Source organism: Shinella kummerowiae (assembly GCF_009827055.1).
Classification (GTDB): Bacteria; Pseudomonadota; Alphaproteobacteria; order Rhizobiales; family Rhizobiaceae; genus Shinella; species Shinella kummerowiae.
The window spans coordinates 93,879-110,126 of record NZ_WUMK01000001.1 but is presented as its reverse complement, the minus strand read 5'-3'; the positions used below and the strand labels follow the sequence as shown (position 1 = coordinate 110,126).

Here is a 16,248-nt window from a genome sequence, read left to right as displayed (position 1 = left end):
GGCGGCCTGTTCTGTTCAGCGCGGATTCATCTGCGGTGGATTAGCGTGGCGACAACACAAATTCGCCTGCAAATCTTGATTCAACGCCGGCACGACTGGCAACGAGGAAACGCCAATGGGTAAGAGAACAACACTTCTGGCAACGGTGGCTTTGCCGATCGTGTCGCTGGTCTGGCAACCGGTGAACGCGGCGGTGATGCGTCCTGCATCCGTCTCCGAAGGCGTGCCGCACGTCATGACCGTCCAGGCAGAAGGTGATCTTTCGGAGGAAGAAATCCGCCGCTTGCGCCGCGAACGCAAACAGGCGCGTGAGCAGCAGGGCGACGAAGGACAACAGCAGGATCGTCAGAAGGCCCGTGAGGAGCGTCGCCAGCGGCAGCAGGAGGCTGAGGGCGAGCAGCAGCAGGATCGCCAGAAGGCTCGCGAGGAGCGCCGCCAGAAGCAGCGCGAGGCTGAGGGCGAGCAGCAACAACAGCAGGATCGCCAGAAGGCGCGTGAAGAGCGTCGCCAGAAACAGCGTGAGGCTGAAGGCGAACAGCAGCAACAGGAAGAGCGGTTGAAGGCGCGTGAAGAGCGCCGCCAGAAGCAGCGCGAGGCCGAGGGCGAGCAGCAACAACAGCAGGATCGCCAGAAGGCGCGCGAAGAGCGTCGCCAGAAACAGCGTGAGGCTGAAGGCGAACAGCAGCAACAGGAAGAGCGGCTGAAGGCGCGCGAAGAACGTCGCCAGAAACAGCGTGAGGCTGAAGGCGAACAGCAGCAGCAGGAGGAGCGGCTGAAGGCCCGCGAGGAGCGTCGCCAGAAGCAGCGCGAGGCTGAAGGCGAACAGCAGCAGCAGGAAGAGCGGCTGAAGGCGCGCGAAGAACGCCGCCAGAAGCAGCGTGAGGCTGAAGGCGAGCAGCAGCAACAGGAAGAGCGGTTGAAGGCCCGTGAAGAGCGCCGTCAGAAGATGCGTGACGCCGAGGCCGATCAGCAACAGCAGGAAGCCCGTGAGAAGGTGCGCGAAGAGCGGCGCCGCAAGCGCGATGAGGCCCGTGAACGCATTGCCAGGGATCCCTCCAAGACGACCGACACGATCGAACTGCCGTTCATCGATGGTGCGGCTGTGCTCGACAGCGACAAGGACGCCGACAGACGCCGGGATTCAACCCGCGAAGAACGTCGGCGCAAGCGCGCGGAAGAGCGGCGGAATGTCGATGTTCGCGTTCCTGAATCCGACCGGGATGCGCAGATCGGCTGGAAGGATCGTGACCGTATTCGGTATGAGCCGGCCGAGCGTGAGCGAGGTGAACGCCGTGAGCGTCGCCCGCGTTATGCCGATCGGGATGGCTGGCGCGTCGAGCGCGAGGTGGAAGACCGCTTCGTGATCAACTTCGGCGACCGCGTCATCGTGCGTTCGGACGATGGACGCCGCCTGTCACGCCGCGCGACGGAAACCTACTATGAAGACCTTCCGAACGGTCGCGTTCGCGAAGTCGTCATACGGCCGAACGGCGACCGTGTGGTGACGATCCGCAACCGCTACGGCGAAATCATCCAGCGGTCGCGCATCAATCGCGAAGGCCGGGAATATGTGATGTTCTATGCGCCGGAAATCGACCGCGACAGCCGGCCGACTTTCGTCGATCCGGGTGAACGCTTGCCACCGATGCGTCTGACCATCCCTGTTGATGACTACATCATCGATACATCGGCCGAGGATCGTCACGATTATCGCGACTTCCTCGACCGGCCGCCGGTGGAGCCGGTGGAACGGGTCTACACGCTTGACGAAGTCAAGTATTCCGCGCGTATCCGCGACAAGGTGCGCCGTATCGACCTCGATACGATCACCTTTGCGACCGGCTCGTCGGAAATTTCGATGAACCAGGCGTCGTCGCTGCGCAAGGTGGCGGAAGCGATCAACGAGATCCTCGACAAGGATCCGGGCGAGACCTTCCTCATCGAGGGCCATACGGATGCCGTCGGTTCGGACGAATCGAACCTCGTGCTTTCCGACGAGCGTGCCGAAGCGGTCGCCAACGTCCTGAGCGACGTCTACGACATCGCGCCGGAAAACCTTGCGACGCAGGGCTATGGCGAACGCTACCTGAAGATCGAGACGGATGGCCCGGAACAGCTCAACCGTCGCGTCACCATCCGCCGCGTGACGCCGCTGGTAAAGCCGGTCGCAATGGCCGAGTGAGGAAGGACACTTTGAATGAAAAGGGCCGCGGGAGAAATCCCGCGGCCCTTTGTGTCTGGCAATGCCGTCATGTGGCAGAAAAACCGCCTGCAGGGCCCTCAGTCCTCTTTCATCTCCAGACCCGTGACGCTGACGACGAAATCGGCGATGGTTTTTGTGTCGTCTAGGTCGAAGACAGGGAGCGCCGTGTCCGTCACCGGATGGTCGGCGGCAATAGCGGCGATATGGGGATCTTCGGGAGCGAGGGGCGTGCGATTGGCGGCTTCAAGGCGCCGGGCCTCGATCTTCGGGATCGGTTCGCGTTTGTAGCCTTCGATCAGCACGAGGTCGCAGGGTGCGAGGCGGGCGAGGATTTCCTCGAAGGACGGTTCGGCGGCACCACGCAGTTCGTGCATGATGGCATAGCGCGTGCCAGAGACGATGGTCACCTCATGGGCGCCGGCCTGACGATGGCGGTAGCTGTCGGCGCCGATCTTGTCGATGTCGAAGTCGTGATGGGCGTGCTTGATCGTGGAGACGCGGTAGCCGCGTGCAACCAGTTCCGTCACCAGTCGGACGGCAAGGCCGGTCTTGCCGGAATTCTTCCATCCGGCGATGCCGAAAATTTTCGGTCGTGTCATCGTTCCAGCACCCAGAGCCAGTTTTCCGCCTCGTCGAGATCGTCCGGCGTGTTGATGTTGAAGAAGGGGTCGAAATCGCCGCGCGCTGTCTCGATCAGCGGGAAGGTGACTTCACGCGCCTGATGGCGCTCGAGATAACTGCGCACGCGCAGGGCGCCGCCGCCCGCGAGCCAGTCGGCGAGATCGGCGGCGAGCGCGACCGGCCACAGGGCGAAGACGGGGTGAAGGCCGCTTGCCGAGCGCGCGACGGCGATGCGGTCCGGCGCGTCAATGACGCGGGAAAACCGTGCGACGAGGTCGGTCGGGAAAAAGGGGCTGTCCGTCGGAACGGTCGCGATGTGGCTGGCGTGCGGGTGATCGCGGCGTGCATAGTCGAGTGCAGCCAGCACGCCGCCGAGGGGGCCTGCGCGGGCTGCATCGAGGTCGGCGAAGACCGGAAGCTCCTCGCCGCGCTCGAAGAGGACGGGGCCATTGGCATTGACGGCGACGGCGGAAACCTGCGGGCGAAGCCGCCGGGCGGCACGGTCGATGAGGGCGGTGCCGCCGAGGCGGATGCGTGATTTGTCCTGCCCCATGCGGGAGGAGAGGCCTCCGGCGAGGATCACGCCCGGTATCGCATGCGCCAGTGCCATCTCATTCCTATCGGCCGGTTTGCCTGCCATTCGGTCTAGTCGGTGAAGGCTTCGGTCGCAACCCTTTCCGATATCACGGCGATTCCGGTTTGGACTCTTGGGCGACCGCCGCCGCGCTGTGGCGGTTTTCGCGGTAGAAGGTGTAGAGGCCCGACGCGACGATGATCGCGACCCCGACGGTCATCCAGAGGTCCGGCAACTCGCCGAAGAACAGGAAGCCGATGGTAATCGCCCACAGGAGGCCCGTGTAGCGGAAGGGGGCGATGAAGGAGATTTCGCCGGAGCGCATCGCGCTGACTATTCCCTGATAGCCGATCAGAAGTAGGGCGCTTGCCACAACCAACCGGCCGAATGTCTCCGCAGACATCGGCTGCCAGCCGCCCAATGGCTCGATCAGGGCCGCACCGGTAAGCGTGATGGTGGCGGAGGTAACGGCGCTGACAAAAAGGGACGGCACGTCGCTGCTGATCTGCCGCGTTGCAAGATCGCGCGCCGTCGCGCCGACGACCGAAGCGATCACATAGGCGGCAGCCAGCGAAAATCCCTCCGGACCCGGTCGAATGACGATGAGGACGCCGGCGAAGCCCGCCGTGATGGCAAGCCAGCGCCGCCAGCCGACTTTCTCCCCGAGAAACAGCGCGGCACCCAGCGTGACGGCAAGCGGCAGCGCCTGGAGGATCGCCGCGGTGTTGGCGAGTGGCATGGCTCCGAGTGCGGAAACATAGGCGATCGACGCGAAGATTTCGGCCACAAGCCGCAGCATGACCGCCGGTTGCAGGATCACCCGCCAGGAGCGCAGCGCGCCCATCCAGTGGGCGATAGCCACCACGAGCATCGTTGTCATCAGGCCGCGCACGAAGAGGATCTGGCCGGTGTTCATCGCCGCGGTGACGGATTTGACGAGGGCATCGTTGCAGGTGAAGCCCGCCATGGCGACGGCCATGAACAGGGCACCCCTAGCATTTCCGGAGAGATTCATGCGGCTGATTCCAAACCTGTATGCACTCTAATAGGCTGATTGTGTGCTGCAGGCTATTGGAACAAACAGGGGTGGTGCCGAAGGAAAGGGCGGATGGGCGAATATTGGGCAGGAAGCCCTGAAATTTCGGCGCAACACGCTGGGTTTCTGCCGTTTTGCCGAAGGACTTCCTTAAGTTTCCCCACCTATCGTTGTGTTATCCCAATGAACGATCGCATGATGCGACGGGTGAGGGCAGGCCGCCCGGTGTGAGATCGGCCGAAGCCCCGACATGCCATCTGGCCGGCCGCGCTCGCAACGACGAGCCAGCGGCCGCTTCGGCTTTGAGGAACACCCGCAGGGATCTTGGTCGTCAAAAAACGTCGGGGAACCCATGTCCTTCATTGATCGCCTGCTCCAGCAGCGTCGCATCGTCACCAAGGTGCTGCTGTTCGTCATCCCTCTCGTCGTGCTGATTGCCGGCATCGGCCTTGTCGGTTATTTCACCGCGAGCACGCTGAACGGCCACATGACGGTCACCCGCGAGACGATCAACAGCCTGTCGCACTTCCAGAACCTGCGCACCGGATTGCAGGATTTTGCTGACCGGCCGGGTCAGGACACCCGCGACGCGCTGGGCGCTCGGATCGACGAGCAGGAGGCGGGGATCCAGGATCTCGACGCCCTGCTGCCGGATGTCGGCGAAAAAGCCAAGATCGCCTCGGTCGTGGCGCTGGCCGGCACGATGCGCGGCCAGGCCGAAACGCTCTGGGCAATCGACCAGGAGCGTCACGCCGTGACGGCAGCACTTGAAGGCGCGCTGGCGGCGATGGCCAAGGATGGCGCATTTGCCGAAAAGCAGATCGGCGTCATCCGCAGTGAATCGGGCGAAAAGGAAGCCTTTGCCAAGGCGCTGCTTTTCGATGCAGCCGCCTATCAGGGCCTTGCCGAACGCATCGGCAAATTCCGCAAGCCGGTCGCGCTGGCGATGAAGCCAGAAGACAAGGTGAAGGCGGCCGAAACCTACTTGCCGCAGTTGCTGAAGCAGCTCGATGAATCCAAGGCGATTGCCTCGACGAAGGCGCTCGGGCAGATCAAGCCGTTCGAGATTGAGGTCGTCAAGATCAAGGAGATACTTGCCGGCACCGACGACGCGGAGAGCAAGAAGACGAAATTCGTGTCGGTGCTCTCCAAGCTGACGAAATTCGATGCCGACTTCCTGAAGGAAGCGGGCAAGAACTCCGATACCGCTGCCAAGCGCTTTGTCGGCATGGATGCGGAGATCAGTCTCCTCAAGACGCTGATCACCCTGATGGGCGATACGTTCAAGGGCATCGACGAGACCCGACTGCATATCAGTGAGCTGCACCGCAAGCTCGACCAGGACAGCCGGGACGCAGTGCTGGCCGACGTGAAGGCTGTGGCGACCAGCGCGACCGAGCTTGCCAAGCTCGGTACGAAGAATGCGGCGCTGCGCGACCTCTCGCAAAAGCTCGCGCCATCGCTTGCCAGCATCGAGAAGGGCACGCAGGACCTCATCACCGTCGGGGAAAAATGGCAGGCCGCGCGCGCTGCCGCCTATGCCTCGGTGGCGGATGCCAGCAACACGCTCGAACAATTCGTTTCCAGTGCCCAGGAGGCGGGCAAGGAGGACAGCCAGCGCTCCGCAAACGTCTCGCTCATCGCCATGGTCGCCGGCACGCTGCTTGCCATCATCGGCGGTCTGATGCTCGTGGAAACCCTGCGCGGTCCGCTGAAGCGCGTGACCGAGGCGATGTCGCGGCTTGCCAGCGGCGACCTGGACATCAGCATCGACGGCCGCAACCGTGGTGACGAAATCGGCGACATGGTGCGCTCGGTTGCCGTCTTCCGCGACGCCGCGCGCGAAAACGTGCGACTGGAGCACGAGGCCGAAGCCCAGCGGCAGTTGACGGCCGAGGAGCAGGCTCGCCGCTCCAGCGAGCGCGCCCGCATCGAGGCGGAGCAGACCGAGGCGCTCACCGCGCTTTCCGAGGTGCTTGGCCAGCTTGCTGCCGGCAATCTGGAAGAAAGCATGACGGAGGCTCTGGCCGCCGAATATGTCGCGATGGCCCGCACCTACAACAATGCCGTGGAGGCGCTGCGCCTGACCCTTTCGGACGTTCGCGCCACGACGATGGAGATCAACGGCGGCACGGACAATCTCGCCGCGTCAGCGGATGATCTTGCCCGCCGCACCGAACAGCAGGCGGCAGCGCTTGAGGAAAGCTCGCGGGCGCTCCGCCAGTTGACCGACATCGTCCGTTCGACGTCTGAAAGTGCGCAGAAGACCGCCGTGTCCGTTGATGAGACGCACAGCTATGCCAAGCGCTCCGGCGAGGTCGTGGCGAAGGCGGTCGACGCCATGGGCGAGATCAACCGCTCATCGGAAAAGATCAGCACCATCATCGGCGTCATTGACGAGATCGCCTTCCAGACCAACCTGCTCGCGCTGAATGCCGGTGTCGAGGCCGCGCGTGCCGGTGAGGCGGGCCGCGGTTTCGCGGTCGTCGCCCAGGAAGTCCGGGAGCTTGCCCAGCGCTGCGCGGGTGCTGCCCGCGAGATCAAGAGCCTGATCTCCGCCAGCTCGACACAGGTGCGCAACGGTGTGGCGCTCGTCACCGAGACCGGCGAGGCGCTTTCGGTGATCAACGATCATATTTCGGCGATCCATGGGCTGGTCGGCAAGATCGAGGCGGCAGCCGCCGCCCAGTACGAGGGTATCAACGAGGTGAACCAGGCGGTGCATCAGGTCGAACTCATCACCCAGCAGAATGCCGCGATGGTGGAGGAAAACACCGCCGAAATCCACGGCCTGCGCCGCCGGGTGCAAGGCCTCAACCAGAAGATCGACCACTTCAAGACCCGTGATCTCGATATGCGGCAGGACGGTTCCTACGGAGAGCACTACGCGGCGTAGGCCGGAATCTTCCCCTGAAAACACCACGGCCGGGTGAAAGCCCGGCCGTTTTTCTATGTGTTACCGTTCTTCGCCAAAGATGTCGCTATTTGGCGACGTCGTAGACGACGTAGCTCTCTGCCGCCGGGTCCGGGTCGCCGTAGGTCGGGTCGACCTCGAAGCGGGTCAGGATGAAATCGCCGTTGCGGAACACCCATTCGCCGCTGTCCCAGGCATCGCCGATGCCACGCCAGGCGGCGTGGCTGGTGATCGTGCGTTTCTCCAGGTCAAAGGTGGCGTTCACCAGCAGGCCGGTGGCGCGGAAGCCGCGCACCTTCGGGTCTGCCTTCAGCTTGCTCATCTCCTCGTCGGCGTAGCTGTAGTCGAGGTCTGGCGTGGCGAAGGCGGCGAGTTTCGGCGATTCATCGTCGCTCTTCTTCAGCACGAAGGCGTGGCGGATGTTGTAGGCACCGGAGCCGCAGAAGAGTTGGTAGACTTCGACCTGAACGCCCGGACCATTGGGGTCGTAGTCGGGCTTGTAGGAGAAGCTGTAGACCGAATGGCCGTACCCTTCGCCGTCCGGTTCGGCCATCGGCACTTCCGGCATGCCATTCATGTCGCAATCCGCGCCGAAGGCAGCCTTGGCGACGGCCTCGGCCGCGGGAATGCCCGCGGGGCGCTCGGCCGCCATCGTGGTGGCGGGCAGGGTGGAGCAAAGCAGCGCAGCCAGAAGAAACTTCACCGAACCCTCGCTTTTACCGGGTCAGCCGCCGGTGACGCTCATATGGCGGGCGACCGCCGGGCGGTTGCGGCGGTCGATGATGAAATCGTGGCCCTTCGGCTTGCGGCCGATCGCCTCGTCGATCGCCTGCGAGAGCAAGGCATCGTCATCGGCGGCACGCAGCGGCAGGCGGAGATCCGCTGCATCGTTCTGGCCAAGGCACATGTAAAGCGTGCCAGTGCAGGTGAGGCGAACGCGATTGCAGCTTTCGCAGAAATTATGCGTCATCGGCGTGATGAGGCCGAGGCGGCCGCCGGTTTCCTCGACGGTCACGTACCGGGCCGGGCCGCCGGTGCGGTAGGCATTTTCGGTGAGGGTGAATTCTTCCGCAAGCCGAGCGCGCATTTCCGACAGCGGCATGTAGCGGTCGGTGCGGTCTTCCTCAATCTCGCCCATCGGCATGGTTTCGATGAGGGTGAGGTCCATGCCACGACCATGTGCCCAGCGCATCAGATCGGGAATTTCCCCGTCGTTGAAATCCTTGAGGGCGACCGCGTTGATCTTGATCTTCAGGCCGGCTGCCTGTGCGGCGTCGATGCCTTCCATCACCTTGGAAAGCTCGCCCCAGCGGGTGATCGTCTTGAACTTCTGCGGGTCGAGCGTGTCGAGGGAGACGTTGATGCGGCGCACGCCGCAATCGGCAAGTTCGGTGGCATGTTTTGCGAGCTGGGAGCCGTTCGTCGTCAGCGTCAGTTCGTCGAGCCGTCCGTCATGCACATGGCGGCCGAGTTCGCGCACCAGAAACATGATGTTCTTGCGCACCAGCGGCTCGCCGCCGGTCAGTCTCAGTTTCCGGACGCCCTTGGCGATGAAGGTGGAACAGAGTCGGTTGAGCTCTTCGAGCGTCAGGAGATCCTTCTTCGGCAGGAAGGTCATGTTTTCCGCCATGCAATAGGTGCAGCGGAAATCGCAGCGGTCCGTGACCGACACGCGCAGATAGGTGATCGCCCGCCCGAAGGGGTCGATCATCGGTGCGTCGGATTGCGCGATGGCGTTCGCACCGTTCCAGGGGCCTGCATACGAGTTCAAACCACGTCCTCCTTATCGACATGTCGTGCGCGTAGGCGTCAGCGTCAAGTCGATGCGGCGATTATGACAGCATTTTCAGCCTTGCACATCCCCGGCTTGCGGCATAGTCCTTCGCGAATTCTTATGGGAAAGGGCATGGCATGAGTGACCTCTGGCCGACCGAACTGCGCGTCTCGAAGGATCGCCAGCGCCTCCTCGTGACCTTCAACGACGGCGCGAGCTTCGACCTTTCCGCCGAGATGCTGCGCGTGCTGTCGCCGTCCGCAGAAGTACAGGGCCACGGGCCGGGACAGAAGCTGACCGTGCCGGGCAAGCGCAATGTCGCAATCATCGCCATGACGCCGACGGGCAATTACGCCGTGCGCATCGGCTTCGACGATTTTCATGATACCGGCATCTTCACATGGTCCTATCTCCGGGAACTCGGGGAAAAAGGGGCCGACCTTTTCGCAGACTACGAGCGCGAGCTTGCGGAGAAGGGCATGAGCCGCGATATGTCAGAAAAGCCACGATAACAGATTGGCCTGCCTGCCGAGGTAGCGTCCACCCAGAACCGAACGGGAGATGCCCTTTGGCAGCAGAAGCGAACGCAAACGATCTGACGCAGGTTGTCGTGCTCCTGGCCGCCGGTGTCGCCGCGGTGCCGGTTTTCAAGAAGATCGGGCTCGGCTCCGTTCTCGGCTATCTCGCGGCCGGGCTTGCGATCGGCCCCTTCGGGCTCGGTTTCTTTGCCGATTCGCAAGCGATCATCCATGTCGCCGAGCTTGGCGTGGTGATGTTCCTGTTCATCATCGGCCTTGAAATGCAGCCGTCGCGGCTCTGGGGCATGCGGAAGGATATTTTCGGGCTCGGGGCGATCCAGGTCATGGGGGCCATGGCGGCGCTGACCGGCATTGGCCTTTCCTTCGGTTTCCCGCTCATCCCGTCCTTCGTCGCCGGCACCGGCTTCGTGCTGACCTCAACGGCCATCGTCATGCAGATGCTGCAGGAGAAGGGCACGATGTCCACGCTGAAGGGCCAGCGTATCGTAGCGATCCTGCTTTTCGAGGATCTTGCCATCGTGCCGCTGCTCGCCATCGTTGCCTTGCTCGGCACGGGTGCTGCGGCGACGGATGCGTCCGATCGCTGGCTTTCAATCGGCATCGCCATCGGGGCGATCGTGGCGCTGGTGCTGGCAGGGCGCTATCTGCTCAATCCGCTCTTCCGCATCCTTGCCGCCTCCGGGGCCCGCGAGGTGATGACGGCGGCGGCGCTGCTCGTCGTGCTCGGCTCGGCGCTTGCCATGCAGGTCTCGGGCCTGTCGATGGCTATGGGCGCCTTCCTCGCCGGCGTGCTGCTGTCCGAATCGTCTTTCCGCCACCAGCTGGAAGCGGATATCGAGCCGTTCCGCGGCATCCTGCTCGGCCTGTTCTTCCTCGGCGTCGGCATGGCGATCGACCTCACGGTCATTGCCGCGAACTGGCAGCTCGTGGTGGCGAGCGTCATCGGCTACATGGTCGCCAAGACGCTGCTGATCTACGTGGTTGCCCGCCTGCTCGGCACCTGCCATGCGGAAAGCCTGGAGCGCGCCGTGCTGATGGCGCAGGGCGGCGAATTCGCCTTCGTGCTGTATGCGGCGGCGGTTGCGGCCGGCATTCTCAACGGCGAGGAAAACGCCATCCTGACGGCGACGATCATCATCTCGATGGTCCTGACGCCGCTGATGGTTATTCTGCATGACCGCATCGTGCCGATACAGCAGCCCTCGACCGAGGGCCTGACGCTGCCGGAAAATGTCGAGGGCACGGTGCTAATGATCGGCTTCGGCCGGTTCGGCCAGATCGTCAGCCAACCGCTGCTGGCGCGCGGCTACACGCTTTCCATGATCGACAAGGACGCGGGATTCGTGCGCGACGCCGCGGATTTCGGTTTCAAGGTCTATTACGGCGACGGCGCGCGCATCGACATCCTGCACGCAGCCGGTGCCGCGACCGCCAAGGCAATCCTCATCTGCCTCGACGACAAGGCGGCCGCGGTGAAGATCGCGGAGGTGGTGAAGGACGAGTTCCCGCTCGTTCCCTTGCTTGCCCGCGCCTATGACCGCGGCCATGCCATCGACCTCGTGCATGCCGGCGTCGATTTCCAGATCCGCGAAACCTTCGAATCGGCGATGGTGTTCAGCCGTGAAACGCTGAAAGCGCTCGGCGAAGACGAGGATCTGGCCGCCGAAGTAGTGGAAGAGTTCCGCGATGTCGATCGCGAGCGGCTGGAGCTTGAAACGATCGGCGGCATCTATGCCGGCCGTCAGCTTATCCGCGGCAACGCCCAGCCGGCCGACCTGGTCGCCGCCCGCACGGCGCGGGAGCGGGCAGAGGCGGAGGAACGGCAACGCCAGACGCAGGAAGAGGCAAGCTGACGGCGCGCTATTTGCTGTAGCCACTCTCTTCGGTATGCGCCATTTCTAATGAACCGACTTCCCGCTATGACAGGGTCGTGTTTTGTCGTGCCTATCTGCCGCGGTTAGCCGACCGGCGGCTTGGACGTCCTTGGCCCAATACGAAAGGAGCCGCGATGACGGCGCTGAACGATGAACGTTTCGCCGAATCCGCCTGCCTGCGCGCCCGCGGCACGGCGAGGGAAGGCAAGGTGGCTTTTGCGGAGCTCTTCTTCGACCTCGTCTTCGTGCTGACGATCATCCAGCTTTCACATTCGCTGGCGGCGCACTACTCGCCGACCGGCCTTGTCGAGGCGGCAGTGCTGATGCTGGCGGTCTGGTGGCTTTGGATCTATACAACCTGGGCGACCAACTGGCTCGACCCCGACAAGGCGCCGGTACGAATCCTGCTCTTCGTGCTGATGTTCCTCGGCTTGATGTTGTCCATCGCCATTCCGACGGCGTTCGGCGAGGGCGGCCTTCTTTTCGCGCTGACCTTCGTCGCCATGCAGGTCGGCCGCTCGGCCTTCACCGCCTATGTGATGCGACGGGACTGGCCGGAAAACAGCCTCAACTTCACCCGCATCACCGCATGGACGGTGTTTTCCGCCCTGTTCTGGCTTGCCGGCGCTTTCGTCGAACACGAGGCGCGGCTGGTGCTTTGGCTCGTCGCTCTCGCGATAGACTATCTCTCGCCGGCGCTCGGCTTTTCGGTGCCGGGTCTCGGACGCTCGACGGTCAGCGATTGGGAGGTTTCCGGTGAGCACATGGCAGAGCGCTGCGCGCTCTTCGTCATCATCTGCCTTGGTGAAACCATTCTGGTGACCGGGCGCACCGTCGCCGGCATGGAGCTGCTCGATGGCTTTACGATCATCCTGCTCGCGGTGGCTTTCCTGTCGACGGCGACGATGTGGTGGATCTACTTCCGTTTCGGCCATGGCGAGGCGGCGCACCTGATCGAGCATTCGGCAACGCCCGGCCGTATCGCACGCATGGCCTTCACCTACGCCCATATCCCCATCGTCGCTGGCATCGTGTTGTCGGCGGTTGCCGAAGAATTCGCGCTGGCGCATCCGCACGGCGCTGTCGATTTCAAGACGGCGAGCGCCATCATCGGCGGACCGGTCGTCTTCCTTGCCGGCAACATCTGGTTCAAGGCGGCGATCCGTGGGCGCTCGCCGCTGTCGCATCTCGTTGGCATTGCGGCGCTGCTCTGCCTCTCCATCATCGTGCCCATCGTCGAACCCTACCAGCTCTTCATGGCCGCCGCTGTCGTGCTCTTCGGCGTTGCGCTATGGGAGTTTCTGTCGCTGAAGTCGACGCGGGCGGACGATCTGGCGCAAGTCTAGAGGGCGTCCGCCTCGCTTTCAGGCTCCATCGTCTGGAGGATATGGATCAGGTCTTCCATGGCCTCGGCCACCTGGAGGCATCGGTCGGCCGGTGTCTGGGAGAGGATGCGGTCGATGAGGCCCGTCTGGATGGTCATCGCATCCTCGGTGAGGCTGCGGCCAGTCTGCGTCAGGGAGAGGCGCAGCACACGCTTGTCCTTCGCATCGGGCCTGCGCTCGATCAGGCCGCGCTTTTCGAGTTGCGGCAGCAGCATGCTCATGTTCGAGCGGCCGACAAGCAGTTTTCTGGCAAGCTCCTGCTGGGAAATACCGTCGAACCGGTAAAGGTTGATCATGATGTCGAGATGCGGGGTCTTGATGTCGAGGTCGGCGATCGCCTTGGTCATAGCCTGCTGCATGAGCTGGCAGGCCCGCGCCACGCCGATCCAGCTACGAAAGCGCGGATGATCCCAGGGAAAGGCTTGCTTTTTGTTCATCGTTGTACTTTATTGTTCAGCATTGAACATTTTTGATGGATTCCCACTATGGCATCCTTTGGCTTGAAGGTCATCCGGCTCGCGCTTTCGAGCGTTGCCGCCGTCTCTCCCGCAGCGGCCGGCCGTGCCGCTTTCCGTCTCTTCGCGACGACGCCCGGCCGCAGACCGCGCACCGCCAAGGAGAAGGAACTGTTTTCCCGCTCCGAAGGGTGGATGCGGCAGGCGCAACGCGTCGAGCTCTCCTTTGCCGGTGGCACGGCCGTCGCCCATCGTTTCGCGGCACGCCCTTGCGAGGCATTTGCAGGGCGGGTCCTCGTCGTGCATGGCTGGGGCTCGCAGGCGGCCTATCTTTCCGCGTTGACGGAAGGTCTTGTTGCGGCCGGGCATGAAGTCGTGGCGCTCGATCTACCGGGCCATGGCGCATCGCGGGGGCGGACCCTGACATTGCCGATGGCGGTCCGGGCGATCGACGCCGCCTGGCAGCGGTTCGGTGGCTTCGACTATTTCTGCGGCCATTCCTTCGGCGGCGCGTCGCTCGCCTGTGCCGCAAGCGGCCTTGTGCCGTCCGTGCCGGCGCACCGGCCGCGCCGGTTGGTGACGATCGGCTCGCCGAGCGAAATGTCGTGGCTGTTCAAGGATCTCGGCCGCTACCTGAAACTCGGCGCCAAGGCCCAGGTCGCGCTGGAAGATCACGTCGAGCGTATCGCCGGCGCACCGCTCTCGGCCTTCGATGCAGCAAACGGGGCAGGGCGTCTCAACACACCCATGCTTGTCATCCATGCGGAAGATGACAAGGAAGTGCCGGCCATGCATGCGCGCCGCTATGCCGCCGCCGGCTCGAACGTCACGCTGGAATGGGCGAATGGTCTTGGTCATCGCCGCATCGTTTCCGCCGAGCCGGTGATCGATCGCATCGTCGATTTCTTTTCGCAGGACGGGCGGCGCATCGCGGCCTGACGGGCTTTCCGTCATGAACCTGTCATGCGAGGGTGCGATGCGCCGCAGGGAGCAGAGCACGGGAGAAACGCATGACCATCGTCACCTCGGTCGACCAGTTGAACGCGCTTTACGGTGAGCCGGGCGAGGCTTCGCTCGTCAAGGTGACGAATTTCCTGCTGCCGGAATACCGCGCAATGATCGAGGCCTCGCCCTTCATGGCGCTTGCCACCGTCGGACCGGAAGGGCTCGACTGCTCACCGCGCGGCGATGCCGGCTCCGTCATCCATATCGAGGATGAGCGCACGCTGATGCTGCCCGACTGGCGCGGCAACAATCGCATCGATTCGCTCTCCAACATCGTGCGCGATCCGCGTGTCGCCCTGATGTTCCTCATTCCCGGCTCGAACACGACCATGCGTCTCAACGGCCGCGCGGTGGTGCGCATTGATGAGGCGATCACCGGGCGCTTTGAGATGGACGGCCGGCATCCGCGCTCCGTCATTGTGATCACCATCGAGGAAGTCTATTCGCAATGCGCCCGCGCGGTGCTGCGCGCCGACCTCTGGAACCCGGAGAAGTTTCGCGATACCGCTTGCCTGCCGACCGTCGGGCAAATGCTCGCTTCGGCCAAGAAGGGGTTCGATGGAGTTGCCTATGATCGGGAATGGCCGGGTCGGGCCGCCAAGAGCATGTGGTAGGCGGATCTGAATATTTCTGCGCCTCGGCCCGTCTTGTCCTTGATTGTAAACAGTGAAAGCCCAGAGCGGAGTAGGGAATGCGGACAGGATTTTTTGCGGCGGCCGTTGCCGTAGGGCTTGCGGTGTCGAGTGGCGTTGCCAAAGCGGATGAGCTGATCGAAAGCTACGGCGCCTATATCGGCCAGGACGATCTCTACAATTCCAGCAACGAGCGCCTGACGCAGCCCTGGCAAGTCATCCGGCAAGACCGCGCCAATGTCCACCGCTTCGGCGTGCGTCAGCCTGGCGATGACGTCGACGGCTTCTTCGCTTCGGCGCGCAACCGGGAGCTTGCCGAACGCATGCTTCGCAGCGGCCGCATCGAGGGCGCGGCCGCGCGCCGCCTGCTGGGTGGCGATGTGCGCATCCAGGTCGAAATCTGGCGCGGCGCGGGAGGCGACTATATCAATATCTCTGTCGACTAGCGGCCTGCTTGCAGCCTTCGCCGCTTGCCTTGTGACTGTCTCCGCTGCGGGCGCGGCGGAGCCTGATCCTGCGAGCCGCCTCAAGCTGCTGGTGGAGGCCTATCCGGAAAGTCTCGCTGGCATCGACGGCAATAGGCTCGTCTTCAAGGACGGCGGTCCGCCGCTCGAAATCGACGACGGCAAGACGAAGGATCATCAGACGGCGCTTGCCAAGGGTGACGTCGAGGACAGCCTTCGGCAGGTCTATCCGCTTGGAGCCTGCGAGGCCAAGCCGGTGGTCGATTTCGACCCCGGCCGCATCCGCAGTGACCCGCTGATGATGCGCCTCTACGGCCAATCGGCGAAGGCCGTTCAGGCCGACCTCGTTCCGGTCAAATGGTTCGGCGAAACGCTGCGTGTGACGAAGCGGCAGGGTGCTGCCGCGGCGCTGGAGAAAGTGCGCGACGCGCTTGCGGCAAAGCCGGAGCTGAAGCGCTACCTCACGCCCTCCGCCGGGACATTCAACTGGCGCAAGGTTTCCGGCGCGCAGAACATGTCGGTGCACAGCTTCGGCGCGGCGCTCGATCTCAATACGAAGTTTGCGGATTATTGGGTCTGGTCCGGCGGCAAGCCGGGCAAGGTGCCGAACTATGCCAACAAATACCCGCTGGAGATCGTCGCGATCTTCGAGAAACACGGCTTCATCTGGGGCGGGCGCTGGTATCACTACGACACGATGCATTTCGAGTATCGGCCCGACCTGATCGCCATAGCGAAAGCGGCGGGCGCTTCCGCCTGCCGCTGATAGCGA

Annotated in this window: 15 protein-coding genes; 9 read left to right on the top strand and 6 right to left on the bottom strand. The window is 63.5% G+C overall.

Annotated features, from left to right (window positions below):
* Window positions 1-115: 115 nt before the first annotated feature.
* On the top strand, window positions 116-2,182 hold the full coding sequence (locus GR138_RS00515; protein WP_160856665.1) for an OmpA family protein: 2,067 nt from the start codon (window positions 116-118) through the stop codon (window positions 2,180-2,182).
* 98 nt (window positions 2,183-2,280) lie between these two features.
* On the opposite strand, the gene mobB is transcribed toward GR138_RS00515, so the two are convergent.
* The 3 genes from mobB to GR138_RS00500 all read right to left on the bottom strand — a co-directional run bounded on the left by mobB (window position 2,281) and on the right by GR138_RS00500 (window position 4,413).
* The gene (gene mobB / locus GR138_RS00510; RefSeq protein ID WP_160856664.1) at window positions 2,281-2,802 is read right to left on the bottom strand and encodes a molybdopterin-guanine dinucleotide biosynthesis protein B; all 522 of its coding nucleotides are present in this window, start codon (window positions 2,800-2,802) and stop codon (window positions 2,281-2,283) included.
* Window positions 2,799-3,434, bottom strand: a complete 636-nt coding sequence (gene mobA, locus GR138_RS00505; protein ID WP_202402459.1) for a molybdenum cofactor guanylyltransferase MobA — start codon at window positions 3,432-3,434, stop codon at window positions 2,799-2,801. The genes mobB and mobA overlap by 4 nt, the downstream gene beginning before the upstream one ends.
* 73 nt (window positions 3,435-3,507) lie before the next feature.
* Window positions 3,508-4,413 (bottom strand): DMT family transporter, encoded by a 906-nt coding sequence (locus GR138_RS00500; protein WP_160856662.1) that lies wholly within the window; start codon window positions 4,411-4,413, stop codon window positions 3,508-3,510.
* 373 nt (window positions 4,414-4,786) lie between these two features.
* Between GR138_RS00500 and GR138_RS00495 the strand changes: the two genes are divergently transcribed.
* The gene (locus tag GR138_RS00495) at window positions 4,787-7,330 is read left to right on the top strand and encodes a methyl-accepting chemotaxis protein (protein WP_160856661.1); all 2,544 of its coding nucleotides are present in this window, start codon (window positions 4,787-4,789) and stop codon (window positions 7,328-7,330) included.
* Between the two features lie 85 nt (window positions 7,331-7,415).
* Here the strand turns inward: GR138_RS00495 and GR138_RS00490 are convergent, their stop codons facing one another.
* On the bottom strand, window positions 7,416-8,051 hold the full coding sequence (locus tag GR138_RS00490) for a DUF1176 domain-containing protein (protein WP_160856660.1): 636 nt from the start codon (window positions 8,049-8,051) through the stop codon (window positions 7,416-7,418).
* A 21-nt stretch (window positions 8,052-8,072) separates the two neighbouring features.
* Window positions 8,073-9,059, bottom strand: a complete 987-nt coding sequence (moaA, locus tag GR138_RS00485) for a GTP 3',8-cyclase MoaA (RefSeq protein WP_160857381.1) — start codon at window positions 9,057-9,059, stop codon at window positions 8,073-8,075.
* A 200-nt stretch (window positions 9,060-9,259) separates the two neighbouring features.
* On the opposite strand from moaA, the gene GR138_RS00480 reads away from it, so the two are divergent.
* The 3 genes from GR138_RS00480 to GR138_RS00470 all read left to right on the top strand — a co-directional run bounded on the left by GR138_RS00480 (window position 9,260) and on the right by GR138_RS00470 (window position 12,881).
* Window positions 9,260-9,634 (top strand): gamma-butyrobetaine hydroxylase family protein, encoded by a 375-nt coding sequence (locus GR138_RS00480; protein ID WP_160856659.1) that lies wholly within the window; start codon window positions 9,260-9,262, stop codon window positions 9,632-9,634.
* Window positions 9,635-9,690: 56 nt separating this feature from the next.
* The gene (locus GR138_RS00475; protein WP_160856658.1) at window positions 9,691-11,514 is read left to right on the top strand and encodes a monovalent cation:proton antiporter-2 (CPA2) family protein; all 1,824 of its coding nucleotides are present in this window, start codon (window positions 9,691-9,693) and stop codon (window positions 11,512-11,514) included.
* Between the two features lie 155 nt (window positions 11,515-11,669).
* On the top strand, window positions 11,670-12,881 hold the full coding sequence (locus tag GR138_RS00470; RefSeq protein ID WP_160856657.1) for a low temperature requirement protein A: 1,212 nt from the start codon (window positions 11,670-11,672) through the stop codon (window positions 12,879-12,881).
* Here the strand turns inward: GR138_RS00470 and GR138_RS00465 are convergent.
* Window positions 12,878-13,357: a MarR family winged helix-turn-helix transcriptional regulator gene (locus GR138_RS00465; protein WP_160856656.1), complete on the bottom strand. Its 480-nt coding sequence runs from the start codon at window positions 13,355-13,357 to the stop codon at window positions 12,878-12,880. The genes GR138_RS00470 and GR138_RS00465 overlap by 4 nt on opposite strands.
* A 48-nt stretch (window positions 13,358-13,405) precedes the next feature.
* Here GR138_RS00465 and GR138_RS00460 point away from each other — a divergent pair, with 48 nt between their 5' ends.
* The 4 genes from GR138_RS00460 (at window position 13,406) to GR138_RS00445 (ending at window position 16,242) form a co-directional block, all read left to right on the top strand.
* Window positions 13,406-14,314 (top strand): alpha/beta hydrolase, encoded by a 909-nt coding sequence (locus GR138_RS00460; protein ID WP_160856655.1) that lies wholly within the window; start codon window positions 13,406-13,408, stop codon window positions 14,312-14,314.
* A 71-nt stretch (window positions 14,315-14,385) separates the two neighbouring features.
* On the top strand, window positions 14,386-14,994 hold the full coding sequence (locus GR138_RS00455; protein WP_160856654.1) for a pyridoxamine 5'-phosphate oxidase family protein: 609 nt from the start codon (window positions 14,386-14,388) through the stop codon (window positions 14,992-14,994).
* 77 nt (window positions 14,995-15,071) lie between these two features.
* Window positions 15,072-15,458, top strand: coding sequence for a hypothetical protein (locus tag GR138_RS00450; RefSeq protein ID WP_160856653.1), 387 nt, complete (start codon window positions 15,072-15,074; stop codon window positions 15,456-15,458).
* 31 nt (window positions 15,459-15,489) lie between these two features.
* Window positions 15,490-16,242 (top strand): M15 family metallopeptidase, encoded by a 753-nt coding sequence (locus GR138_RS00445; RefSeq protein ID WP_338091025.1) that lies wholly within the window; start codon window positions 15,490-15,492, stop codon window positions 16,240-16,242.
* Window positions 16,243-16,248: the final 6 nt, after the last annotated feature.